At 49.8% G+C, this 24,988-nt stretch carries 20 protein-coding genes; 8 read left to right on the top strand and 12 right to left on the bottom strand.

What is annotated here, in order from left to right:
- Positions 1–173: 173 nt before the first annotated feature.
- The 5 genes from ACSSVF_RS10820 to ACSSVF_RS10800 all read left to right on the top strand — a co-directional run bounded on the left by ACSSVF_RS10820 (position 174) and on the right by ACSSVF_RS10800 (position 6,522).
- Positions 174–1,592 (top strand): acetyl-CoA carboxylase biotin carboxylase subunit, encoded by a 1,419-nt coding sequence (locus ACSSVF_RS10820; protein ID WP_442586548.1) that lies wholly within the window; start codon positions 174–176, stop codon positions 1,590–1,592.
- A 37-nt stretch (positions 1,593–1,629) separates the two neighbouring features.
- Positions 1,630–3,480, top strand: coding sequence for a sodium-extruding oxaloacetate decarboxylase subunit alpha (gene oadA, locus ACSSVF_RS10815; RefSeq protein WP_492403474.1), 1,851 nt, complete (start codon positions 1,630–1,632; stop codon positions 3,478–3,480).
- 67 nt (positions 3,481–3,547) lie between these two features.
- A complete protein-coding gene (locus ACSSVF_RS10810; protein WP_492403472.1) occupies positions 3,548–4,153 on the top strand; it encodes a Maf family nucleotide pyrophosphatase in 606 nt (201 codons plus the stop codon).
- A gap of 102 nt (positions 4,154–4,255) precedes the next feature.
- Positions 4,256–5,683 carry a DUF4139 domain-containing protein gene (locus ACSSVF_RS10805; protein WP_492403470.1) on the top strand — a complete coding sequence of 476 codons (1,428 nt, stop codon included), beginning with the start codon at positions 4,256–4,258 and terminating at the stop codon, positions 5,681–5,683.
- Between the two features lie 125 nt (positions 5,684–5,808).
- On the top strand, positions 5,809–6,522 hold the full coding sequence (locus ACSSVF_RS10800; RefSeq protein WP_492406348.1) for an SAM-dependent methyltransferase: 714 nt from the start codon (positions 5,809–5,811) through the stop codon (positions 6,520–6,522).
- A 56-nt stretch (positions 6,523–6,578) separates the two neighbouring features.
- Here the strand turns inward: ACSSVF_RS10800 and ACSSVF_RS10795 are convergent, their stop codons facing one another.
- From ACSSVF_RS10795 to ACSSVF_RS10785, 3 genes are all read right to left on the bottom strand, one after another.
- Positions 6,579–7,130, bottom strand: coding sequence for a hypothetical protein (locus tag ACSSVF_RS10795; protein WP_442586552.1), 552 nt, complete (start codon positions 7,128–7,130; stop codon positions 6,579–6,581).
- A 126-nt stretch (positions 7,131–7,256) separates the two neighbouring features.
- The gene (locus tag ACSSVF_RS10790) at positions 7,257–8,123 is read right to left on the bottom strand and encodes an aldo/keto reductase (protein ID WP_442586553.1); all 867 of its coding nucleotides are present in this window, start codon (positions 8,121–8,123) and stop codon (positions 7,257–7,259) included.
- Positions 8,124–8,145: 22 nt separating this feature from the next.
- Positions 8,146–8,943, bottom strand: a complete 798-nt coding sequence (locus ACSSVF_RS10785) for an SDR family NAD(P)-dependent oxidoreductase (protein ID WP_442586554.1) — start codon at positions 8,941–8,943, stop codon at positions 8,146–8,148.
- A gap of 250 nt (positions 8,944–9,193) precedes the next feature.
- On the opposite strand from ACSSVF_RS10785, the gene ACSSVF_RS10780 reads away from it, so the two are divergent.
- Positions 9,194–10,147 (top strand): GlxA family transcriptional regulator, encoded by a 954-nt coding sequence (locus ACSSVF_RS10780; RefSeq protein ID WP_442586555.1) that lies wholly within the window; start codon positions 9,194–9,196, stop codon positions 10,145–10,147.
- A gap of 67 nt (positions 10,148–10,214) precedes the next feature.
- On the opposite strand, the gene ACSSVF_RS10775 is transcribed toward ACSSVF_RS10780, so the two are convergent.
- The 3 genes from ACSSVF_RS10775 to mutL all read right to left on the bottom strand — a co-directional run bounded on the left by ACSSVF_RS10775 (position 10,215) and on the right by mutL (position 13,435).
- Positions 10,215–10,508 carry a hypothetical protein gene (locus tag ACSSVF_RS10775; RefSeq protein WP_442586556.1) on the bottom strand — a complete coding sequence of 98 codons (294 nt, stop codon included), beginning with the start codon at positions 10,506–10,508 and terminating at the stop codon, positions 10,215–10,217.
- Positions 10,509–10,577: 69 nt separating this feature from the next.
- A complete protein-coding gene (locus ACSSVF_RS10770) occupies positions 10,578–11,513 on the bottom strand; it encodes a 5'-nucleotidase (protein ID WP_442586557.1) in 936 nt (311 codons plus the stop codon).
- Between the two features lie 38 nt (positions 11,514–11,551).
- Positions 11,552–13,435, bottom strand: a complete 1,884-nt coding sequence (mutL, locus tag ACSSVF_RS10765) for a DNA mismatch repair endonuclease MutL (protein ID WP_442586558.1) — start codon at positions 13,433–13,435, stop codon at positions 11,552–11,554.
- A 131-nt stretch (positions 13,436–13,566) separates the two neighbouring features.
- On the opposite strand from mutL, the gene ACSSVF_RS10760 reads away from it, so the two are divergent.
- Complete coding sequence (locus ACSSVF_RS10760; RefSeq protein WP_442586559.1) at positions 13,567–15,090, top strand: helicase-related protein; 1,524 nt, start codon at positions 13,567–13,569, stop codon at positions 15,088–15,090.
- Positions 15,091–16,138: 1,048 nt separating this feature from the next.
- Here ACSSVF_RS10760 and ACSSVF_RS10755 read toward each other — a convergent pair.
- Together ACSSVF_RS10755 and tsaE are read right to left on the bottom strand one after the other, a co-directional pair.
- Positions 16,139–17,467 carry an N-acetylmuramoyl-L-alanine amidase gene (locus tag ACSSVF_RS10755; protein ID WP_492403466.1) on the bottom strand — a complete coding sequence of 443 codons (1,329 nt, stop codon included), beginning with the start codon at positions 17,465–17,467 and terminating at the stop codon, positions 16,139–16,141.
- The gene (tsaE, locus tag ACSSVF_RS10750) at positions 17,458–17,916 is read right to left on the bottom strand and encodes a tRNA (adenosine(37)-N6)-threonylcarbamoyltransferase complex ATPase subunit type 1 TsaE (protein ID WP_442586560.1); all 459 of its coding nucleotides are present in this window, start codon (positions 17,914–17,916) and stop codon (positions 17,458–17,460) included. The genes ACSSVF_RS10755 and tsaE overlap by 10 nt, the downstream gene beginning before the upstream one ends.
- On the opposite strand from tsaE, the gene queG reads away from it, so the two are divergent.
- Entirely contained in the window at positions 17,915–19,003 is a 1,089-nt protein-coding gene (gene queG / locus ACSSVF_RS10745; protein WP_442586561.1) for a tRNA epoxyqueuosine(34) reductase QueG, read from the top strand. The genes tsaE and queG overlap by 2 nt on opposite strands.
- A gap of 196 nt (positions 19,004–19,199) precedes the next feature.
- Here queG and ACSSVF_RS10740 read toward each other — a convergent pair whose 3' ends face one another.
- The 4 genes from ACSSVF_RS10740 to glgC all read right to left on the bottom strand — a co-directional run bounded on the left by ACSSVF_RS10740 (position 19,200) and on the right by glgC (position 24,864).
- Positions 19,200–20,138, bottom strand: coding sequence for an ROK family protein (locus ACSSVF_RS10740; RefSeq protein ID WP_442586562.1), 939 nt, complete (start codon positions 20,136–20,138; stop codon positions 19,200–19,202).
- Complete coding sequence (malQ, locus tag ACSSVF_RS10735) at positions 20,131–21,588, bottom strand: 4-alpha-glucanotransferase (RefSeq protein WP_442586563.1); 1,458 nt, start codon at positions 21,586–21,588, stop codon at positions 20,131–20,133. Before malQ ends, ACSSVF_RS10740 begins: the two co-directional genes overlap by 8 nt.
- A gap of 76 nt (positions 21,589–21,664) precedes the next feature.
- On the bottom strand, positions 21,665–23,374 hold the full coding sequence (locus ACSSVF_RS10730) for a glycoside hydrolase family 57 protein (protein ID WP_442586564.1): 1,710 nt from the start codon (positions 23,372–23,374) through the stop codon (positions 21,665–21,667).
- 170 nt (positions 23,375–23,544) lie between these two features.
- On the bottom strand, positions 23,545–24,864 hold the full coding sequence (gene glgC / locus ACSSVF_RS10725; protein ID WP_442586565.1) for a glucose-1-phosphate adenylyltransferase: 1,320 nt from the start codon (positions 24,862–24,864) through the stop codon (positions 23,545–23,547).
- Positions 24,865–24,988 lie beyond the last annotated feature (124 nt).

Here is a 24,988-nt window from a genome sequence, read left to right as displayed (position 1 = left end):
AGAGTACAACTATGGTACGGTGAGTATTATCGACCAGCCTACCCGGCGGTCTGGATGGGACTTAACCACAACCAAACTAGCCAAAACATTGTTGATACAGGCATTTAAAAGCCTTATGAAACAATGAGCTTAACAAAAACTCTGTCCTTTTTTTCTTGCTTTAAGGGTAATGTGTGTTTAAGAAAATTTTAGTCGCGAATCGCGGTGAAATTGCGGTACGCATTGTGCGCGCATGTTCGGAAATGGGCATTAAATCTGTCGCCATTTATTCCGACGCCGATCGCCATGCCTTGCATGTCAAAAAAGCTGACGAGGCCTACAACATCGGTTCTGACCCGGTTGCGGGTTACCTGAATGCACATAACATTGTGAATATCGCCGTCGCCGCTGGCTGTGACGCGCTACACCCAGGCTATGGTTTTCTCTCTGAAAATCCACAGCTGGCAGAAGTCTGTTCACGCCGTGGTATCAAATTTATTGGCCCTGAAGCGCATGTGATCCGCCAGATGGGTGACAAGATCCAAGCGCGTAATGCCATGATTGAGGCAGGTATTCCTTGTGTACCTGGTAGTGATGGCAACCTTGAATCACTGGATGCTGCGATTGTGTTAGCCAAGAAAATCGGTTACCCGATCATGCTGAAAGCGACTAACGGTGGCGGTGGTCGTGGTATTCGCCGTTGCGATAGTGAAAAAGACCTGCTGAGTAACTATGACCGGGTGATTTCCGAAGCCAGCAAGGCTTTCGGCAAACCAGAAGTGTTTCTTGAAAAATGTGTGGTGCATCCGCGCCATATTGAAGTACAGATTCTGGCTGACTCGCAAGGCAACGTCATTCACCTGTTTGAGCGCGATTGCTCTATCCAGCGCCGTAACCAGAAACTGATTGAAATTGCGCCTTCACCACAGCTGTCGCAGGCACAACGTGATTATATCGGTGGCCTGGGTGTGAAAGCGGCTAAAGCGGTCGGCTACGAGAATGCCGGTACCGTCGAGTTCCTGCTCGATTCAGACAACAATTTCTACTTCATGGAAATGAACACCCGCTTGCAGGTGGAACATACCGTGACTGAAACCATTACCGGTGTCGATATCGTTCAGCAACAGATCCGCGTTGCCGCTGGGTTGCCATTGCAATACAAGCAGAGCGAAATCGCTTTCCGTGGCTTTGCCATGGAATACCGTATCAATGCCGAAGACCCGCAAAAAGACTTCCTGCCCAGCTTTGGTAAAATCACCCGTTACTACGCACCCGGCGGACCAGGCGTGCGTATGGATGCAGCGATCTATAGCGGCTATGTGATTCCGCCCTATTACGATTCCATGTGTGCCAAACTCACCGTCTGGGCCCTGGACTGGGAAGGCGTGATCGAACGCGGTCGCCGTGCGCTGAACGACATGGTAGTCTATGGCGTCAAAACCACGATCCCTTACTACCAGCAGATCATGCTACACCCGGATTTCCGTGCGGCTAACTTCAACACCAGCTTTGTGGAGCAACACCCGGAGCTGACTGAATATGACGTCGGATTACCGAAAGAACTGATGGCCGCAGCGATTGCAGCCGCAATTGCCGCCCACGAAGGCATTTGATTAACGTATTGCAGATATTATTAAGATCGACAAGATTATGAGCAAAATACACGTCACCGAACTCGTTTTAAGAGATGGCCACCAATCCCTGATCGCAACGCGCATGCGTACCGAAGACATGCTGCCGATCGCCAGCAAGCTGGATGATATTGGTTTCTGGTCTCTTGAAGCCTGGGGCGGCGCCACTTTTGACGCCTGCGTGCGCTTTCTCAAAGAAGACCCTTGGGAGCGCCTGAGCAGCCTGCGTAAGGCTCTGCCTAACACACCAATCAATATGTTGCTGCGCGGCCAGAACCTGCTGGGCTACCGCCATTACTCTGATGATGTCGTACACGCTTTTGTGAAACAGGCGGCTGATACCGGCGTTGATGTGTTCCGTATTTTTGATGCGATGAACGACATCCGCAACCTGAAAACAGCGATTGAAGCCGTTAAATCGGTTAAAAAACACGCAATCGGTACTTTATCATTCACCACCAGCCCGGTGCATGACGTGGCCTACTTCGTCAATATGGCCAAAGAGCTGGAAGCGCTTGGCTGCGACAGCATAGGCGTAAAAGACATGGCTGGCCTGCTGACACCTACTTTAGCCGGCGAACTGGTCAGGGAACTGAAAGCAGCTGTCAGCCTACCTATCCATATGCATAGTCATGCCACTTCTGGCTTAGCCAGCATGGTGATGCTGAAGAGCGTTGAAAACGGTGTCGATATTATCGACACCTGTAACTCTTCATTCTCGGAAGGTGCCAGCCACCCGACGACTGAAAGCCTGGTTGCTGCCTTGCAAGGCACTGAATACGATACCGGGCTGGACTTGGGCAAACTGCAGGAAATCACCGCCTACTTCAAAGACGTACGCAAGAAATACTGGCAGTTTGAAAGTGAATTTACTGGCGTAGATACCCGCGTACTGGTTAACCAGGTACCTGGCGGCATGATCTCTAATTTGTCTAACCAGCTGAAAGAACAAGGTGCGCTCAACCGCATGGATGAAGTGCTGGCTGAAATACCACGTGTGCGTGAAGATTTGGGCTTTCCTCCATTGGTGACGCCAACCTCACAAATCGTTGGTACACAGGCGGTATTGAACGTACTGACTGGTGGGCGCTACAAATCCATCACTAACGAAGTGAAGAATTACCTGTTGGGCCAATATGGTAAATCACCAGCGCCGGTAAATGCCGAAGTACGTCAAAAAGCGGTTGGCAATGCAGAAGTGATCACCTGTCGCCCTGCTGACCTGTTGCAACCTGAAATGACCAAGTTGCAGGGTGAAGCTGAACGCTTTGCCAATAACGAAAAAGATGTGCTGACATATGCCATGTTCCCGGATATCGGCCAGACATTCCTGCAAGAACGTAATGCCGGTTCGTTGCAACCTGAACAATTGCTGAGCAAAGAAGCCGTGACACAGCAAACTGCCGCTGCACGCTATGCGCCAAATGAGTTCAATATCACACTGCACGGTGAAACCTACCATATCAAATTGACTGGTAGCGGCCATGCTGGCGAAGAGCGCCGCCCATACTATGTCAAAGTCGATGGCATCTCAGAAGAAGTCTTTGTTGAGACACTGAGCGAAATGGAAATCAGTGATGGCAGCGCTTCCAACGGTAGCAAGAAAAAAGCGGCTGCCGTCGCTTCCAGTGGTCGCCCTCGCCCTACCCACCCAGGCTGCGTGACAACGGCCATGCCGGGCACCATCGTCACAGTCAAAGTCAACGTGGGTGATAAAGTCAGCGCTGGTGATGGCGTATTAGTGATCGAAGCCATGAAGATGGAAAACGAAATCCAGGCCAGCAAAGCCGGCACCGTGGTAGCGATCCACGTTGCCAAAGGTGACAGCGTGACGCCGGATGAGACACTGATTGAAATTCAGCCGGATTAATCCTGCTTAAGTATTAAATAGCAATGCTAAAATCCCCGAATCGTTATTCGGGGATTTTTTCATCCTAATGTCTGTATCCGCAAAAAATCTCATTCTTGCCTCTTCCTCACGCTATCGGCGTGAAGTACTGGAAAAGCTGCATCTGCCGTTTGCATGCATATCGCCTGACATCGATGAAACGCCATTGACGAATGAAAACCCGGCACAGACTTCTTTGCGGCTAGCTGAAAGCAAAGCACGCAAAGTGGCTGAGACTCACCCTAACGCCTTGATTATCGGCTGTGACCAGGTGGCGACAGTGGATGACTTGCAGATCGGCAAGCCAGGCAATCACGAAAACGCGGTCAGGCAACTGACTATGCTCAGTGGCAGGGAAGTGATTTTTCATAGCGCGCTGTGTTTGTATGACAGCGCCAGCCAGCAAATGCAATCCACTATCGTGCCCTATTACGTCAAATTCAAAACACTGACGCCACTACAAATTGAAACCTATTTACGCCTAGAACAGCCTTACGATTGCGCTGGCAGTGCTAAATCAGAAGGCATGGGCATCGCGCTACTGGATTATATGCGCGGTGACGACCCGAATGCCCTCATCGGCCTGCCTGTGATCGCACTGGTCAATATGCTGCAGCAAGCTGGAGTGAATGTCTTATCCCTGCCACGCCAATAGCCTATGATCAGCCATCGCAGTAACCGTCTGTTAACTTTTGAACGGCTGTCGCGTTAACAGAGTCTCAAGCATACAAGCACACACAACAACGAGAGGATATTCATGCGACTCAGCTCCCTGCTGCTTTTATCATTAGGCAGTGTTTCACTCGCTCATGCGGAAACCGCCATCATCAGCCCGCAATCAGATCAAACCGGTGTCGCCGTCACGATTTACAACGAAGACCTGGCCCTTGTGAAAGATAACCGCAAACTTAAATTAAATAATGGTTTATCCGCACTGTCATTCCGTGATGTCAGCGCACAGATCAAGCCAGAAACTGCCCTGTTGCGCAGCCTGCTGCCCAATACCAGCTTACAAGTACTGGAACAAAACTTTGATTTTGACCTGCTCAGCCCGCAAACCCTATTGGAAAAATTTGTCGGCCAGCAAGTCAGCGTGATTAAAACCAACCCGACTACTGGTGCCGAGACTGAAGAAAGTGCAACCGTACTCTCCGCACAAAACGGCATCGTGCTTAAAATCGGTAACCGTATCGAAACCGGCTTTCCGGGCCGCATCGCCTACCCGAATGTGCCTGGCCAATTGCGCGACCGCCCCACCCTGACCACGCAAGTGCAATACAAGGGTGCCGAACAATCAAATGTGGAATTAAGCTACCTCACCGGCGGCCTGAACTGGAAAGCCGACTACGTTGCTGAACTCAGCAGTAAAGAAGACAGCATAGACCTCTCTGGCTGGGTGACCCTCAACAACACCAGCGGCACCTCATACCCAAATGCCAAGGTGCAATTGGTGGCAGGCGATGTCAATCGCGTGCGTGAAGCTATCCGCCCGAAAACCATGATGATGCGCTCAGAAGCCATGGCCGCCGATGCGCCTATGCCAACCGAACAAGGCCTGCTGGAATATCACTTATATACTTTGCCACGTGCAACCACCATTGCCGAAAACCAGACCAAGCAAGTGGCTCTGCTTTCTGCGCAACATATCCCGGCACGCAAAGAATTAGTGTTAAGCGGCTCCGATTACTATTATCAAGGCCAGTACCGCGACGTTGAAAAAAAACAAAAGGTACAGGTATATGTTGAATTTGAAAACAAGGAAAGCAGCAAGCTGGGCATCCCTTTACCCAAAGGCACCATGCGCGTCTACAAAAAGGATAACGATGGCACTGCGCAGTTTGTCGGTGAAGACCATATCGACCACACCGCTAAAAACGATACTGTGCGTTTAAAACTGGGCAATGCCTTTGATGTCACCGCAGACCGCGTACAAACCGACTTTAAAAACCTGAGCAAGAACAACAACCAGGCACAGCTGTATGAAAGTGCCTATGCCATCACCTTGCACAACGCCAAGAAAGAAGCGGTCACAGTCACTGTTAAAGAGCCTATCAACGGCGATTGGAAAATCCTCAATGCATCACAAGCGCACGAGAAAACTTCAGCGCATGAGGCCACCTGGAAGATCAATGTACCCGCCGAGAGTGATGTGACGCTCAAATACAGAGTGCAGGTGAAATACTAAGCATTCATAAGTCATTGCCAGGCAAGCACTTGCCTTGAAGTATCTAAAAAAGCATTCCTTAACCGGAATGCTTTTTTTATGCCCGGCGTGGGATAATTCCATTTTTGAAACTTCCCGACATCGCTATGGCTACCGGTACTTTATATTTCATTCCTGTCCCTCTTGCTGAAGGCACCACGCCGCAACAAGTCTTACCCGCTGAAGTCGTGCAGCGCATGCATAGCCTGAACCATTTTATTGTCGAGAATGAAAAGACTGCCCGCCAGTTCCTGGCCGCTAGTGGACACCCGGTACCCATACGCGAACTGACGTTTGCACTGCTGACTAAAGACACCGCACCAAAAGATCTGCCAGCCCTGTTGCAACCCTTACAAAAAGGCATAGATGTTGGCCTGATGAGCGAAGCCGGCTGCCCGGGCATTGCCGACCCTGGCGCGACACTGGCGGCCGTGGCACATCAAAAAAATATCCGTGTGACGCCACTGATAGGCCCCAGCAGCTTGTTGCTGGGTTTAATGGCAAGCGGCTTGAATGGTCAACGCTTTACGTTTCTGGGCTATTTGCCCAGCGATAAAGCTGAACGCATCAAAGCGATCAAAGGCATTGAGTTTGATTCCAAGAAACAGCAGGCAACGCAGTTATTTATTGAAACGCCTTACCGTAACCAGCATATGCTGGAAGACCTGGTCGCCAACCTGCAAGCGCAGACACGCCTGTGTGTAGCCTGCAATATCACGGCACAGGATGAACTGATTGTGACTAAAACAGTGGCTGAGTGGAAAAAGTCGACATTGCCGGATGTACATAAAAAACCAACGGTATTCTTACTGCTTGCTTGAGCAGATAAGTGCCTTGCTAGCTGATGCACAGCCATCAGCATTTGGCTGTTAATCGATCAAGCTGAATGCCGCCGTCTTGCCATTCCTATGATACTCAACCCGGCTAGCAATAGGACGTAGTTTTCAGCTTCTGGCACAGCGGAAAGGATAACCTTAGGTGGCAACTGGGGGCCGATCAGCGGGCCTTCCTGCGGCGGAAAAGAGGGAGGAGAGACGCCATCAAACATGATTGATCCGGAAAAATCCATACGATTTTTCGGAATAAAAGTAATCCGTCCACCGCCAATGATATTGAGGATGCCAGAAAAGTCGATTTCATTTGCGTGAAGCGTGGTATCCGATACAAACAGATTTAAATAGCCAGCAATATTGATAAAGCTGTTTGCAACAATGGAGAAAGAAGCATTTTGGGTATTGCCAAAAATATCAATGCCACCGGAAGAAGTGATACTTAAGGAAGAAAGGTCAAATACATCGCCGTCATTGACATATAACGTCTCACGCTGATCCACAATCAAAGACGAACCAGCGGCTGGCATCACCAATGCATGGCTCAGATTGCTCAGTAAAGCCAAGTTAACCAGCAACACTGTTTTTAATATATTCACATTCACTCCCGATATCTTTTTAATTGTTATCAATCAGAAAAATATCAGAAATGTGATGATCAAAAATGACTGTTTGATGAAAGCAGGACCAGCCTGAATCCGGCTGGCCAAGGTCATTATTCAGGTCTATGTAGCCACGGTTTTGTAAGCATTTGCCAGCAGCTCAAAATCTTCGTCTGTTAACTTGATATGGATGGCCTGCATGTTTTCTTCAAAGTGCTGCACCTTGCTAGTGCCCGGAATCGGCAACATCATGGGGCTGCGCTTTAACAACCATGCGATCGCGATCTGATTTGGCGTGGCTTCGTATTTCCTGGCGATTTGACCCAATATATCGACTTTTCCAGCCAGTGCATTCTTGGCTAGCGGGTACCAGGGAATGAAAATGATGTGATTCGCCGTGCAATAATCCAGTTCCTGCTCATATTGCCGGTTAATCAGATTGAACTGGTTTTGCACGGTATCCACAGTGAAGTATTTCTCGGCTTCCTGAATATCCTCTACTTTCACTTCACTCAGGCCTATATGTTTTATCAGGCCTTCTTTCTGGAACTCAGCCACCGCCTGGAATTGCTCATCCCTGGGTACTTTAGAATCTATTCTATGCAATTGCCATAAATCAATTTGCTCTACCTTCAGGCGACGCAAACTCATCAACAGCGATTGACGTAAATACTCTGGCCGCCCCACTGCTGTCCATACATTAGGCCCTTGCCTGGTCAACCCCGCCTTGGTGGCAATCGTCAGCTCGTTGTAGGGGTGCAATGCTTCGCTAATCAACTCTTCACTGACATTGGGCCCATAGCTGTCTGCGGTATCGATAAAGTTAACCCCAAGCTCCGGCAACCGGCGCAGTAATGCCAGGCAATGGGCCGGGTCATCAGGCGGCCCCCATACGCCTGTGCCTGTAATGCGCATAGAGCCGAAACCAATCCGATAAAGTTGGCGATCCCCTAAAGTGATGTGGGTGGGTACATGATTCAGTTCAGACATAGAGGCAACCTTTTCTTAATTGTTATGAAGCAATACCGTAGCGGCGGCCAGGTTTTGAGTTAGCAAATTTTGGCGCCAAAGCACGGCGGGCAGTTTCCCACTGTAGCCAGTCATCATGATCCTGCAAGGGTGGAATCGTGACTAATTCGCCATTGTCCAGGCCAGCCAGCGCCGCATCGACCAAATCCTCCGCGCTCATGGTGGTGGGTGCCTCCTTCACCTTAGCATAACCAGCCACATCCCAGAACTCGGTGGCTGTGCCGCCAGGCAATACCGTTTGAATACGCACGCCTTTATCAGCCAGGTCTTTTTGTAACGAATGTCCAAAACTCAACACATACGCTTTTGAAGCACTGTAAACACCATTGAGCAGCTCAATCGCAATCCCGACAACAGAAGCAATATTAATGATTGTGCCGCTGCCTTTTGCTGTAAAAACAGGTGCAATCGCATAGGTAAGTCGTGTTAAAGCCGTGATATTCAAAGCGATCATGGCTTCCATTTCATCCACATCCGCCTCAAGAATCGAGGCCACCGAACCAACGCCAGCATTGTTTACCAGCATACTGATATCTTTGGATTCTTTCAGGATTTTTTCGAGCGCTGCCAAGGATTTTCTGTCATTCAAATCAGCGCCTATGGTTTTCACCTTAACGCCAGTTTCTTTTACCAGGCGATCTGCCAGCGCGTTAAGCCTTTCAGTATTTCTGGCAACCAAAATGAGGTCGTAGCCTCTTTTTGCCAAACGGTCGGCATAGACCGCGCCGATACCTGTTGATGCGCCCGTGACGACAGCCGTGCCTTTATGTGTAGAAGTCATATTATTTCTCCAGATGAAAATGTGTGTTGGTTGCTATTACGAAACGCATTTTGACCGTGAGCTTAAATATCATCAATGACATATATACAATGTTTTATGCCATTATTGCATTTTGTACTTTATTTCTACTTACATACTGATTTACCATGAATACATGTGTAAATGGCATTTAATCCAAAAATGTCCAATATATAAAAATGGCCTATTTAATGACATATAAAATATTCATGCCACTTTAAAGAAAAGAGGAATGATGCATACCATTGGTCTTTTGGTTTTTCCTAATTTTCAGGCCTTGGGGCTGGCAGTTTCAACGGTATTTGAATACGCCAATCTGATGCATACTGAAAAGATATACCATTTCCGCCTGGTGTCCGAACATGGCGGCCCGGTCATGACTTCACATACTTTTTCGGTGAATACTGAACGCATCACTGATGCACACTACGACACATTAATGGTGGGTGGCGATAACGATTGCAAACTACCCTCTCCCGAGTTACTGCATTACTTACAAGAATCACCAAAACACATTAGAAGAATTGCCGCTATTTGTACTGGCGCATTTATCCTGGCAGAGGCCGGACTGTTGGATGGGAAACGTGCCACCACCCACTGGCTGCATTCAAATACATTTAAAAAAAGCTATCCGAAAGTACAGTTGGATGAAGACAAAATCTTTGTGGTGGATGGCCAGATATGGACTTCAGCCGGTTTAACAGCGGGCATTGACTTGGCATTAGCGATCGTCGAGAAAGATCTCGGCCCAGAATTAGCAAGGCAGATCGCCCGCAAATTAGTCGTCCACCAAAGGCGTGGCGGCGGTCAATCGCAATTCTCAACACTGCTAGAGCTTAATGCAAAATCTGACCGGGTCCAGATAGTGCTGTCTTATGTCAAAGAAAACCTGAAAGCAGATTTATCCGTTGAATCCCTGGCCGAAGTAGCAAGCCTGAGTCCTCGCCAATTCAGCCGTGTGTTTACCGAAGAAACAGGCTTGCCGCCGGCAAAGGCCGTAGAAAGGCTACGCGTGGAGTCTGCAAGATTGATGATGGAAACTGGCCACCATCAGATTGAAATCATTGCCCGTGAAACAGGCTTTGGGGATAGAGAGCGTATGCGGCAGGCATTTCTGAGGGCTTATGGGCAACCACCGCAAGCGATACAGAGGATTTCGGCTGGTAGTGCCAGGCCATCGATGTAATTAAGCAACGAAAATCTGAGAGTTTAGAATTGAACTCTGTGCAGTAGTTTATTGCTAATTAAAAGCGCTACCTTTGTGGAGAAGCAGGATCTGCATCATTTTGCGATATTTGAAGCCAGTGCCCAGACAATAAGCGATTGGCCTCAGAAATGAAATCACGCCTATAACCATCAGAAGTAAATCGGATAGTAAACTCATTATTACTCTTTGCCCAATTTTCCCTAGTTGTACCACCCCAGCCTATTTGCGGATACTTTCCCTTTTCTACCGCCTGAGCTATTGCACGTAAGCAATGCAGCACAATTGGATCTAAAGTATTACATGTGATGCTGTAATGATATTTTTCATGATTTTCTGACAATTAATTTACCTCAGTTTTTGAAATAGCCTTATCTCAGAGCAAGGCGTTCATTCCATGATATCCAATACTTCATTTAGCTTTTTTATTCGCAACCCCGAATGGAATATGCACCATTGGAATATCTCCCGCAGAAGATTGCAAATGGCTACGTTGGTCATCAAAAAACATATGCGGTTTTAGCACTGAGAGGATTCTGGCTTTTTCCATGCCTCCCAGAAAAAATGACTCATCTGCAGAAACGCCCCACTCTTTTAACGTTGTGACGACTCTTTCATGCGATGGTGCGTTTCTGGCGGTGATAATGGCGATTCTGAGTATTTTTTTATAATTAGGATTATCTTGCAGCAGTTTATCTTCCAGCTGTTGCATATAAGAGAGCTTTTTAAACAGGTCAGCCAAAGGCCCAGCTTGGTGCGGGATAGCTTGTTTCTCTACCTCATGCGCTTCAAACTCGCCCAGGTCATTGTTCTTTTTGAATACTGTTTCAGCTTCGTCATCGGCAATCACGCCATCAAAGTCAAACGCTATCCTTAATTCTGTGTCGGCCTCGTCATCGTAGACTTTAGATGGCAGAACCACACCTGCTGGGTAATCCAGATCTATCGCGCTTTGTACGTCTGCCTCATTGGCACTTAAGAATAATGATGTATTGAAGGCCGGAATATATTCGTGCGGGGATCTACCCGTCATAAAACTGGCGCGGGTGATATCCAGCCCGTAATGCTGGATTGATCTGAAAACACGAAGCCCGGTCTCTGGTGAGTTTCGTGATAACAGCACAACCTCTACGGGTAATTCTTCAGGAAATGCTTTATTGATTGCCAGAAATCTGCGTATAAAGGGAAATGCCACGCCTTTCGGAAATGGCACATCAATATGTGTCTCTTGATGCCTACGATATTCTTCTACGCCTTGAGTCTTATAAATTTCGTGCGACTCAGTTAAATCAAACAAAGCGCTTGAGGCAACACTGATCACTAATTTTTTATCGATTGGATAAGCCATAAACTATTATTTTTAATGAGTTTTTACACAGGCCAAGTTTATTGCCCCCGCATAAACATCTTGTCCAGATCATTCAAACTCACCTGAAACCAGGTTGGCCGGCCGTGATTGCACTGCCCGCTTCTTTCAGTGGCTTCCATATCCCTCAACAAAGCATTCATTTCAGTGATGGTGAGTTGTCTGTTGGCCCTGACGGCGGCATGGCAAGCCATGGTGCCTAATACTTCGTTTTGGCGTTCAAGCAATACACGGCTGGCGCCATACTCGTGCAGGTCACGTAATACAGCTCTGGCCAATGACACCACATCTGCATCTTGCAGCATGGTGGGCACGGCACGAATGGCAATAGTGGTTGGCGACAAAGTCGCTAAATCAAAACCAAGCTGCTGCAAAGTGTCGCTGCCATTTAAACTTTGCAGCGTAGCCACTTCTACTTTTTCTGCATAAAAACTCATGGGGATGAGTAGTGGCTGCGTGGCAATCGCTTGTTCGCTTAAGGCATTCTTCAGGCGCTCGTACATGATGCGTTCATGCGCGGCGTGCATATCGACCACCACCATGCCTTGCGTATTCTGGGCGAGGATATAAATGCCGTGCACTTGCCCCAGCGCAAAGCCCAGCGGGTATTGCTGTGGCTGTGGGGCTGATTCTGCAGTTAAAACCGCTTCAGAGAGTGATATCGGGTTTAAGTAATCCTCAGAAGAATAGTTTTCCTGGGGATTGCCCAATGCGCTGATATTGGTCGGTTTTAAGTCGCCGTAGAGTTGCCCGTAAAATTGTTGGGCAATGGCTGCACCATTATTCACATTGGGCTGGTAACTGCCATCGAATACCGAGCGGTTCTGCAATGGCATTTCCACTTGTTGACGCGGCATGGATAAGCCCGGCGTAAATGGGTTAAATGGCGCTTGTACTGGCTGGCTGGCCTGAATCTCGGCAGATGTTTTGCCCAGGGCCTTGTGCAGGCTATGGAAGATAAAGCGATGCACGGCTTGCGATTCACGGAAGCGCACTTCGGTTTTGGCCGGGTGGACGTTGACATCCACCAGGGATGGATCCAGCTCCAGAAAAAGCACGAACGCCGGGTGTTTATCACCGTGCAAGACATCCTGGTAGGCCTGCTTGATGGCGTGCGCAATCAGTTTATCGCGCACAAAACGGCCATTCACAAATACGTATTGCGTATCGCGGCTATGTCGCTGGTAAGTTGGCGATGCGGTCATGCCCCACAGGCGCAAGCCGCTGCTTTCTTCATCCAGCCACACGCTTTGTGAGGCAAACTCGCTGCCTAATACATCGGCGATACGTTGTTGTGGCGTGTTGGCGGCCAGCCGTATAATGGCTTTGCCGTTATGTTGCAGCAAAAAACCAATCTGCGAGCGCGATAAGGCGATGCGGGTAAAGGCATCTTCACAGTGGCCAAACTCGGTATTCTCGGTCTTGAGAAACTTGCGGCGCGCCGGGGTGTTAAAGTACAGGTCATGCACCTCGATGATAGTGCCTTCATCCAGCGCCGCCGGGCTGACTGGCTGGCCCTGCGTGCCTTCGGCACTGATCTGCCAGGCATGGCTGGAAGCCTGCTGGCGACTAGTAAGCACAGTGCGTGAAATAGACGCGATACTTGCCAGCGCTTCGCCACGGAAACCAAGACTACCGACTTGCTCCAGGTCTTCCAGGCTTTGAATCTTGCTGGTGGCATGGCGTGTCAAGGCGAGCTCCAGCTCATCTTTGGCAATGCCGTGGCCGTTATCGGTCACTTTTAATAATTTGGTGCCGCCTTGTATAAGCGCGACTTGAATCTGGGTGCTACCGGCATCGACACTGTTTTCAAGGAGTTCTTTGAGCGCCGAGGCCGGGCGTTCAACCACTTCACCAGCAGCAATCTGGCTGATCAGTTGATCAGGTAATAATTTAATTTGCATCTCGCCATTCTAAAGGAAACTCGCAAATAAATGGCTACACCGGCAAATTTCTGCAGTGCGCACACCTTGCAATTTGATCCGCCTGATCACTTATTTAGAGCTTACCGGCCTGTTTTGCTAGAATGGAGCCCATGCCGCTTTCCGATTTCCAAGCCTATCTAGACCGCTTTGCCCTCGCCCGCCAGCTAAAACGTCAGCACCATTTTTATGTCGGCCCGACCAATTCTGGCAAAACCTATCAGGCACTGGAAACCTTACGCAAAGCCGAGTCTGGCGTTTACCTTGCGCCATTGCGCCTGCTGGCGATGGAAGTACGTGACCGGTTAACGCAGGCGGGTGTGCCATGCAATCTGGTGACGGGTGAAGAGCGTGTCATGGTGCCGGGTGCCAAGCATACGGCTTCGACTATCGAAATGCTGCGGCCGGATATGCAAGTGGATGTCGCGGTCATAGATGAAATCCAAATGCTGATGGACCCGGACCGTGGCAGTGCTTGGACTGCGGCACTTGTTGGCGTGCCGGCCAGGCAGGTATTCATCTGCGGTGCCAATAGCGTGACAGAAAGCTGCACGCGTGTGCTGGACGCACTCAATGAGCCTTACACCCTCACTCATCTGCAACGCATGACGCCTTTGATGATTGAAGACGCCAGCATCTGCGGCGAGCGCTACCATGCCGCCAAACTGCGCAAAGTGTTACAGGCCGGTGATGCGATCATTGCGTTTAGCCGCAAGGATGTGCTGACACTGGCAGCACGTATCCGCCAATGGGGCTTTAACGTTGCCACCATTTATGGCGCACTCTCGCCCGAGGTGCGCCGTGGCGAATCCGCACGCTTTGCCAATGGCGAGGCGCAAATCCTGATTGCCACCGATGCGATAGGCATGGGGCTCAACCTGCCCATTCGACGCGTGATTTTCGCCAATATCCATAAATTTGATGGCGTGGCACCGCGCCCGCTCAATGCCACTGAAATGCGGCAAATCGCCGGGCGTGCCGGACGCCATGGCTTGTATGAAACCGGCTATGTCACCGTGCTGGAAGATGATGAGCAATGGCATTTGCATGAAATGCTTGCTTGCGATGACACCGTGGCACCATTCGCCCTGCCGATGGCGGTGAGTGGTGGCGATATAGAAGTACTGAGCCAGCGCATACCCACCTGGCGGCTGGCGGAGTGTGTGGAGTATTTGCATACACAATATCAGCGCCAATCTGGCGTGCAGGCCATGCAATGGCAAATCACCTCTTTGCAGCACCAGCAGGCACTGCTGATTGATGAAACCGCTCCACAAATGGCCATGCGCGATAAATATCGCTTGCTGTGTGCACCACTGGCGATACAAGTGCCGATTGCGCGGGATTATTTTGTGCAATGCATACAAGCCATCTATCAGCATCAGCTACGCCCTTTGCCCATGCTCCCGGAATGGCTGAAAGGCCAGCAGGCGCAATATTTGGAGCAGGCAGAACTGATTTGCCAGCATTTGAGTTTATATAGCTGGCTAGGTTATCAGTATCCAAAGATCTTCCCGGATCGGGAGTTGGTAGATGTTGCAAGGAAAACGTTGAATGCGTTTATTAGTCGGGCGCTGAGGGTGCAGGCGGGGTATGGGAAGACGCAGCGAGAGACGGAGTTGATGCAACAGCGTTAACTAAGCCATTCAAATTCACCGTAAATTTAAATAAGATTAATTGTTATATTGGCAGGTTGTTTTTCGCCTCTAGGCGAGTTACTTTTCTTTGTTTGCCCAAAGAAAATGTAACCAAAAGAAATGCACCCTTGCTTCCGCTTGTTCCCTGCGTTGCTCGCCAAAATAAGCGGTCACGAAACTCATCCTAGCGGCCTGCACACTACGCAGGCCACCGCGGGATCCGGACAGTCGCTCCCTTCCTCCTTATTTTGACTGCGCTACTCGGCGCGTCAGATAGGGGCCCGCTTTAAACCCACCACGATGAAATGTTGGTTAAGAGCATCGCATTCAGGGCGCTAAGGGACTTTTTACCCCCCCAAAGCAAATGACCAACAAACTATTTTGTTGGTCATTTTGTCCGTTCTCTTTGTTTTAGTTCAGTGTGTCGGCGGGATGCAATGTGCTGGAATTCAGTATTAAGTAACCGCGTGGTGCTTTTCACGGGCCCCTATCTGACGCGCCGAGTAGCGCAGTCAGCGTGGGAGTCTTCGGCCAGCGCCTGTTTGAGCTCCGCGGTGGCTTGCGTCTTTTGCAAGCCGCTAGGGCGAGTTCCGCTGGACGCCCACGTTGATGAGCAACGCAGGAAATAAGCGGAAGCTAGGGTGCCTTTTCTTTTGGTGACTTATTCTTTGGGCAGGCAAAGAAAAGTCACTCGCCTAGGGGCGAAAAAGAATGGCGAAATAGAGCACCAAACCATCCAAAGAAATACCTATTAGGACTTTCAGTAAGTGGAATGCTTGTTTTCTACTGTAGCCAAGCTATGCATGAACCTTGCCTGGATTCTCCCTTGCAGGGCGCACTGGCTTCTGCATAAGCCAGTCGTTTCGCAGGCAAAGAGCATGCTCTTTGAAACCCCTGCCACACCCTCCGCCAGAATGACGACTGATTGCCGGGAGATCATCTGCTCACAAGTAAGGAAATCGTCTTATAAGCGCACAGAATACGTTACAAAGCCCCTTCCACTCCAGGCTAATAGCGCTTTCAAAAAATATCGCGTTAAAACTAACGCTTATTTCTTAGAAAAAGAAGGGTTCGTCGCCACATACGACTTCACCCCCGACAAGATCGCATTCACCAATTTATCCTGGTAGCCATCATCATTCAACCTGGCCTCTTCATCAGGATTACTGATAAACGCTGTCTCCACCAAAATAGAAGGAATATCCGGGGATTTCAACACCGCAAACGCTGCCTGTTCCACATACTTGGAATGCAAGGTATTAATCTTTGCGATTCTGCCAAGCACACCTTTACCCAGGCGGATACTGTCATGAATCGTTGCGGTTTGCGATAGGTCCAGCAAGGTTCTTGCCAAATCCATATCCTTAGTATCAATCGCCACGCCGCCGATCAAATCCACCGCGTTTTCTTTCTTCGCCAGGTAACGCGCACCGGCGCTGGTGGCGCCGCGCTCGGATAAGGCAAACACTGAGGAGCCGCGTGCGGTGCTATTGATAAACGAATCCGCGTGAATCGAAATAAACAGGTCGGCTTTAGCCGCACGCGCTTTCTTGACGCGATCGCCCAATGGCACAAAGTAATCGCCATCACGGATGAGGATCGCCTGCATATTATCTTCCGCATCGATCTGCTGCTTGAGTTTGCGGGCGATGGCCAGGGTGATATTCTTTTCGTGGCTGCCTTTGGAGCCTCTGGCGCCCGGGTCTTCGCCACCGTGGCCGGCATCTACCGCGATAGTGATGATTTTCTGGCCTGGCCTGGCTTGTTTCGCTGGTTTTTCAGCAGGTTTTTCTACCGGCGGTTTTTCCAATGGCTTTTCTGCGGGCGGATTGACGATTGCAGGCTCTGCCACTGGCTCGCTGGCATTGGCTGGTTTTTCATCCCCACTGGCGGACTCTAATTCTTGCAGTTTTTTTGTATGGGCCAGGGCCGGTGAACCGAGTGGAGGTTCAGAAGTGGCTGTCGCCGGGGCGATACTGATCGCCAGCCGTTGCTGCGAGTTACCGGCATTCATATCAGTCACCAAAGGCTTGATATCCGATTTGATATCAAATACCAGGCGCGTGGTGGTTTCGGTAAACGGTGCAATACGGATTTTGGAAAGGTAAGGATGCTGGGGATCCAGTTGTGGCGGCAGCGCTTTCAAAGTCGGGCTAATGGCGACGGTATCCATATCGATGACCACGCGGAAAGGGTTATCCAGCGTGAATATCCGGTATTTGATCTGCTGGTCCAGCAATAACTCCAAATGCACCTGGCTGCCCTGTTGTTGCAAGTTCGCCAGGATCACTTCAGCGGCTTGTGCACATGTGCTGATTGCCAAAAGCATGATTGTCAGCACCCAGGTTTTACAATGCTGCATGCTAATCACTGGCATAGCCCTTCCAATGAGAGTGGTTGCTGGCTGGTGATATGCAGGACGCGGCCATGTGGCAAAATATCAAATCGAATCTCAATATCGGCAGTCGGTAATAAAGTACCGGCATTTTCCGGCCACTCGACCATACAAATGCTGGTGGCATTGAAGTAATCCCTGAATCCGGCGGCTTCCCACTCTTCAGGGTCTTGAAAACGGTATAAATCAAAATGGTAACATGAAGCGATAGCCAGACCGTAAGGTTCTACTATGGTGTAAGTGGGACTTTTGACTTTGCCTTGATGCCCCAACGCATGCAGGATACCGCGCACCAGCGTCGTTTTACCGGCGCCGAGGTCGCCATGCAGGTAAATCACCTGCCCAGGCTGCAATTGCTTGGCCAGCACGCCTGCGGCATGCGTAGTGGCTGCTTCGTCTTTTAAAATCTGTGTAGAATACGTTTCTGTCATGTCACACCCTATACATCCCGCTCCCATTCACCTGCCTGATCATCATGCTGCCGAGAAAATGGCGGCCACGATCAAGGACTGGGCGCGCGAATTGGGCTTTGGCAATATCGGTGTTACGGATACCGACCTGTCCGCCGCAGAGCCAGGTTTTATGCGCTGGCTGGAAAAAAAATACCATGGCGACATGGATTATATGGCAAAACACGGTTCCAAGCGCAGCCGACCGGCAGAATTGGTGCCCGGCACCTTGCGTGTGATCTCGGTCAGCCTGGATTACATGCCAGACGATGCGCAGGATGGCTGGAAAATTCTTGAAGACCCGAACAAAGCCTATGTCGCTCGCTACGCCATGGGGCGTGATTACCACAAAGTGATGCGGCAAAAACTGCAACAACTCTGCACACGCATCAGCGAAACATTTGGCAGCTTTGAATATCGGGTATTTGCCGATAGTGCGCCGGTGCTCGAAGTCGCGCTGGCAACCAAAGCGGGCGTGGGCTGGCGCGGCAAACATACGTTGCTGCTTAACCGGCAACAGGGTTCGTGGTTTTTTCTCGGCGAGATTTACACCAACCTGCCTTTGCCGATTGACGCGCCCACCAGCTCACATTGCGGCAGCTGCAGCGCGTGTATTGCTATCTGCCCTACTCAGGCCATTGTGGCGCCTTATGAGCTCGACGCACGTCGCTGCATCTCGTACTTGACCATTGAACACAAAGGCAGCATCCCGCTCGAACTGCGTCCACTGATAGGCAATCGCGTCTATGGTTGCGATGATTGCCAGCTGATCTGCCCATGGAACAAATTTTCTGTCTCCAGTGAAGAAAGTGATTTTGCAGTGCGGAATGGCTTGGACAGCACAGATTTAGTGACCTGCTTTGCCTGGACTGAAGCGGAATTTCAGCAACGCATGGCGGGCAGCGCGATTTACCGCATTGGCTATGCGCAATGGCTGCGCAATGTAGCGGTTGGGTTAGGCAATGCCCCCACCTCACCCGCAGTGATCAACGCGCTACAATCACGGCAAAATGATACAAGTGACATGGTGAGAGAACATGTGCGCTGGGCATTAGAACGTCATATTTAAGTTTAATTTAAACAATCACTTATTTAATTTATTTAAAGTAATAATTTAAATTAAAAATAAAAAAAAGCCGCTTTATTATTTTTTTGCACGACAAGCCCCTCATGACTTTTTAGACGTTTTTAATTGGTTTTTTAAACCTTTTGAAAGCAATCCAATTTATCACAAAAGCTTGGCCAGTCAGCCTTGTGCCAGTCACCTAAGCCACGTGATCAGCGAGTAAGGCTGCGCCTAGTATGCCAGCATTATCTCCGGAAGATGACAGATGTATTTTCACTTTGTCACGCAACACAGGTATCAAATCTGTCTGCAACCTGTTTGTAAATGATTCCTGCATCAGCGGCCACGACGAAACGACTCCGCCCCCGATCACGACATGTTCAACATCCACAATATTCAGCGTCAAAGCGATCGCTTGCGCTAGCTTTTCACCTGCCAGCTGAAACACTCCCCTTGCTTGCGTATCGCCTTGTGTCGCCAGCGCTGCCACGTCAAAAGACGTTAATTGTTTACCGGTCAATCTGGCGTAGCTTTTGCCGATGGCCGTGGCAGAAGCATACTGCTCTACACATCCATAATTGCCGCAGCCGCATTCTGGCCCGCCGGGTTCGACAATCAGATGTCCTAATTCCAAGGCATAACCATGCGCGCCCGCCCATACTTGACCGCCGGTGACTAATCCGCCACCTATTCCGGTACCAAGACCGGCATACAGCAAACCACCAGCAGGCCTGCCAAGCAAGCAATATTCGCCATAAGCCGCAGCATTGCCGTCATTTGCGACGAGTACCTGACGCTTCAGGATTTGGGATAAGTTTTTACCCAGGTTGACATCACGTAGCCCGGGGAAATTCGGTGATTGCGCTAACACGCCAGTATGCGGGTTAATAAACCCGGGGAAACCAATGCCAATTGCCTGTATATCCGGATATTTTTCCAGCAAGGGTTGAATAGCCTCCGCCGTCACTTGCAGTATTTTCTGCCAGGCTTGCTCCGGCGCATCTTGCTTGCAAATGGCTGAATAATTTGCCTGAAAGCGGGTTTCTTCAAGCAATGTCAGTCCTGAAAACACACCTAATCTTAAATTAGTGCCGCCTACATCCAGCCCCAGGCGCAAAACTGTGGGGGTTTCAGCCATCAGCGCGACCACTTTCTTTCACCAGTTGTTTAAAGGTGGCGATTTTTTCATCAGTCAGTTGTTCCCAGTGCATGCGCCAGGCCCAGTTATTAATGCTGGTGCCGGGCGTGTTCATGCGCGCACTACCATCCAGGCCCAAGATATCCTGCATGGGCACGACAGCCAGGAAAGCAATACTGTGCAAGGCCAGCCGCATCAAGGCGAGTGGCATGTCAGGTACTTCCTGCTGCAGGTAATCCTGCAGATGCGCCCGAGCACCCTCTTCTGCCTCCTGGTACCAGCCCAGCGTTGTATCGTTATCGTGGGTGCCGGTATACATCACGCTGTTTTCGTCGATGTTTTCCGGCAGATAAGGATTATCGTAGCCGCTGCCAAAGGCGAATTGCAGGATCTTCATGCCTGGCAGGTGAAACGCATGCCGCAAAGCATCCACATCTTCAGTGATGATCCCCAGATCTTCAGCCACCAGGCTGAGTTGGGGGAAAGTTTGTATGATGGTTTGCAATAGCGCATGCCCCGGGGCGGGTTGCCAGTAGCCATTAATGGCTGTCGGCTCGCTGGCGGGGATCTCCCATGCTGCCTGCAATCCACGGAAGTGATCTACACGCACAATATCAAACAGTTTGGATTGTGTCTGGATACGGCCCAGCCACCAGGAAAACCCATCTGCCTGCATGAGGTCCCAGTTGTAATGCGGATTACCCCAGCGCTGACCGGTGATAGAAAAGTAATCAGGAGGCACGCCGGCCACTACGGTCATACTGGATTCGGCATCCAGCTTGAACCATTGCGGGTGTGCCCAGACATCAGCGCTGTCATAAGCGACAAAAATAGGGATATCGCCGAACAGTTTAATGCCGTGCTCATTGGCGTATATTTTGAGCTGCGCCCACTGCTGGAAAAAGATGTATTGCGTGAATTTAATCAGCGTCAGTTTTTCCTGGTGCGCTTCTGTAAATGCCTGCAGTGCCTGTAAATCGTGTCTACGATATGCCTCAGGCCACTCATTCCAACTTTTGTAGCCGTGCTGTTCCCGCAGGCTCATAAACAAGGCGAAATCTTCCAGCCAGTATTGCTGCGCCTGGCAAAAACGAGCGAAGCCTGACCAACTCAGACCATGACCATCCACTTTGGAAATAGCACCATTGGACTGCACACGCAGTATGACTTTTGCGAATAATTCTGGCTGCGACAGATTCACCTCATCCGGCAGGCACCAGCCTTCATTCAATAACTGTTTTACGCTGATCATACCCGTGTGCCCGGCATGCGCCGACACGCTTTGGTAGGGAGACTGGTCTTCATGCGGCAAACTGACTGGTAGGGTTTGCCAGATGGTCACGCCCATATCCACCAGGTGATTCACAAAACGATAAGCATCCGGACCAACGTTACCTTCCGGTAACGAGGTGATATGCATCAATACACCAACTTGTCTGGCTTGCGTCATATTGTTCTTATTGAATAATGGTGGAAATGATGGGGAAGTTATCGAGATATCTAATCAGGTCACTTTCAATGACCGATCAAGAGGTTCCTCGACGCATGGTGCCTGCATTTTCAGAATTGCCGCCGCCATGGCTGATAGACTGAGACAAGTTGTCAGGCGGAACCAAACCCAACAAATGGTAGAGATTGCTCAGGTTGCGGCGGTAGAGTTTGTCAAAACTGGTGACACTTTGGGCATTGTTATAATCGCCAAACCACCAGAACCAGTCTGAGCTTTCGCAGACAGATAGTTGCTGCTGGCATTTTTCTCTGGCTGACACTGAAAGCTTGTGCACATGCTGATCATACTGGCGCTTGGCTTCACACAACAGGTCCCAGGCGCGGTTTTTGGCAGGCTCACCTATCCAGGTACTAAAGGTGCCATGCACCCAGCTACCGGCACAAATATCTTCCAGGAGCTTGGGCTGTGGTAACACTTGCGACTCCTGCAAAGAAAGAATATCGCTAAAAGTTGTCATCTGGATCAGCGGGTGACTTGCCAGGGCCTGGTATAGCTCGTGCAAGAAGTAATAGCCGTTGTAAGGATAGTATTCCCAGGCATTTTCACCATCCAGAATCACGCTGACAACCGGTGTTATATCTTCATCACTATTGGCATGAATCGCTTCCAGTGATTGCACAAAGTCATGCACCGCTTCGCTGGCGTATTGCTTGGAATATTCAAAACCAATCTTGTCTGATAGTTGGTCATCGCGGAAAAAGCAGACGATATCCTGCTGGCCATTAGTCACACGGTAAGGCTGGTACAAATAGTCTTTAGACTGCTCGTGTTCCAATCCCAATGCTTTCAGGCTATTGGCCAGTACGCCCTGCCCGGTGGCTGCCCAGGCGACATCTTGCTCTGCCAATAAAGATAAGGCAGCATGCGAGACCGCACCTTCGGCTGGCCACATGCCTATGGATTTTTGCCCAAATACTTTCTCATGAAAAACCTTGGCGGCTTCGACATGAGTGATTGCACGCGCATGACCATCCGGGTAACTGGGCGATTTAGGCAGTGGCGCATCCGGCATTGCGTCTCGCGTGCTGTTGAGATCAATCAGCAATGGCAGGATAGGATGATAGTAAGGTGTGGTGGTAAGTTCGATCTGGCCTTTAGCCACTAACGCCTTATAGCGCGGCAAAATGCCCTGCAGTGTTTCACTCAGTACATCCACAAGCGCTACCCGGTCCTCCAGGGTAAACAGCAGGCCTTTTTTCATCAGGCGCTGGATGACCTTGCTTTTGCGGCGTAAGCCTTCACCAGTCCAGGCCAGGTGATACCAGACCAGCAAGTCAGCCTTGAATTGTGCGGACAGGTAGTGAAACTGTCCGGACTTCATGATAGGCTCGACCAGCTCGTAGAGGTGCAACAAACGCTGGTAATGGGGAAACGGGCTCAGCATTTTTTCGTGGTGCGCCTTGAAGCAGCTATCCACAATCAGCTGGCAATCTGCATCCGTAATATGATCAAGATCAGGGCTGGCCAGCAAGCGCAACAAGGGGTCACGCCATTGGCCAATACGCGATTGCTCGGCGTAATCCTGTAACTGTTCCACCAGGATAGGCACAAAATTGAAAGTGACTCTGGCCTTGGGATTCTGCTCGAGATGATAGGCCATATCGCTGTAATCTTTCAGCGCATGCAAATATGTCCAAGGCAACACATATTCACCACTGACCTGATCCCGGTAATCGGGTTGATGCATGTGCCAATACAGATTTAACAGTAGTTTTTTATCGGACATACATATACCTCTTTCACATTCGACCTACTTTATTTTTTACGAAAGCCCTGGTCAAGCCCCACTTCGTCACCATTCGCTATTGCTTATGAAAAATGCTTAATTAATGATGCCGGGCAACATTTTTAAGTCAAGAATGGTTTGAAGCTGCACTTAATGCAAAACTTCCTTCACTATTTCACACGATACAAATCCTGACCCAACATGTCTGGCGTGACTAGCACAATGCCCTTCTCAGACACGTAAAAGCGCTTGCTGTCGCGAGCCAGGTCAATGCCGATCTGCATGCCGGCCGGTATATCGCATCCGCGGTCAATCACCACATTTTTCAGAGTGACGCCTTCGTTGATCTTTACCTTGGGCAAAATGACTGCGCCATCCAGGTCACAATAATCCGCCACATGCACACCTGAGAATAAAACCGAGTTAGACACGCTGGAACCACTGATCAGGCAACCGCCTGAAACCAGCGAGTCAGTCGCTTTGCCAGTACGCCCTTCATCTTTAAAGACAAATTTAGCCGGTGGCAATTGCTCCTGGTAAGTCCATATAGGCCACTCGCTGTCATACAAGTTCAATTCAGGAATGACTTTTGTCAGCTCCATATTGGCTTCCCAATAGGCATCAATCGTTCCGACATCACGCCAGTAATAACTGTTCCCGAGGGCGCCCACGCAGCTATCAGTAAAGCGATGTGCGTGTACCCGGTATTTATTAATGATGTAAGGGATAATATCCTGGCCGAAATCATGGTTGGAATGACGGTCATAAGCATCGCGGATCAGTTGCTCATATAAAAATTTAGCGTTGAAGATGTAGATACCCATACTCGCAAATGCCTGGGTCGGGTCATCTGCCGTCGGCTTGGGGTTCGCTGGTTTCTCGTCAAAGGCGACCACACGGTCACTGCTGTCGACTTCCAGCACACCAAAGCCCTTGGCATCTTCGAGCGGCACATTAATGCACGCAATCGTCATATCCGCATTGCTGCGTGCATGCGTGGCCAGCATTTTGCCGTAGTCCATTTTATAAATATGGTCACCAGCCAGTATCAGGATATATTCACCGCCGTTTTCGCGTAGCAGATCGATATTTTGGTAAACCGCGTCTGCCGTCCCCTTGTACCACTCTTCACCCAGGCGCTGCTGGGCGGGAATAATATTCACATATTCGTTGAATTCACCACGCAAAAACCCCCAGCCGCGCTGCACGTGTTGAATAAGACTTTGCGCCTTGTATTGGGTGGCGACGTTAATACGACGGATACCGGAATTAATACAATTGGAAAGCGGGAAATCGATAATGCGGAATTTACCACCGAACTGCACAGCCGGTTTGGCGCGCCAGTCCGTCAGGTTTTTCAATCGGCTACCACGGCCACCTGCCAGGATGATGGCAACGGTATTTTTTGTAAGAGTACTGATAAACCGGTCAGAATGGCGTTCTTGTCGCCGGTTGTATCTTCTGCGTTCAACAAATTCTACTTGTGACATGATGCCTTCCCTTTTTCCTGATCCTGAAAATCAGCCTGCAGTCATGTCTAGCGATGAATTGTTAAGGCAACATAACGCATGTTAACCACAGGTCCGACATCCACAGTCTGCATGATAATTCAGG

It is taken from the genome of Methylophilus sp. E2MeOHC9, from assembly GCF_058744375.1.
The sequence above is the reverse complement of the archived record's forward strand: the minus strand, read 5'-3'. Positions and strand labels throughout refer to the sequence as shown.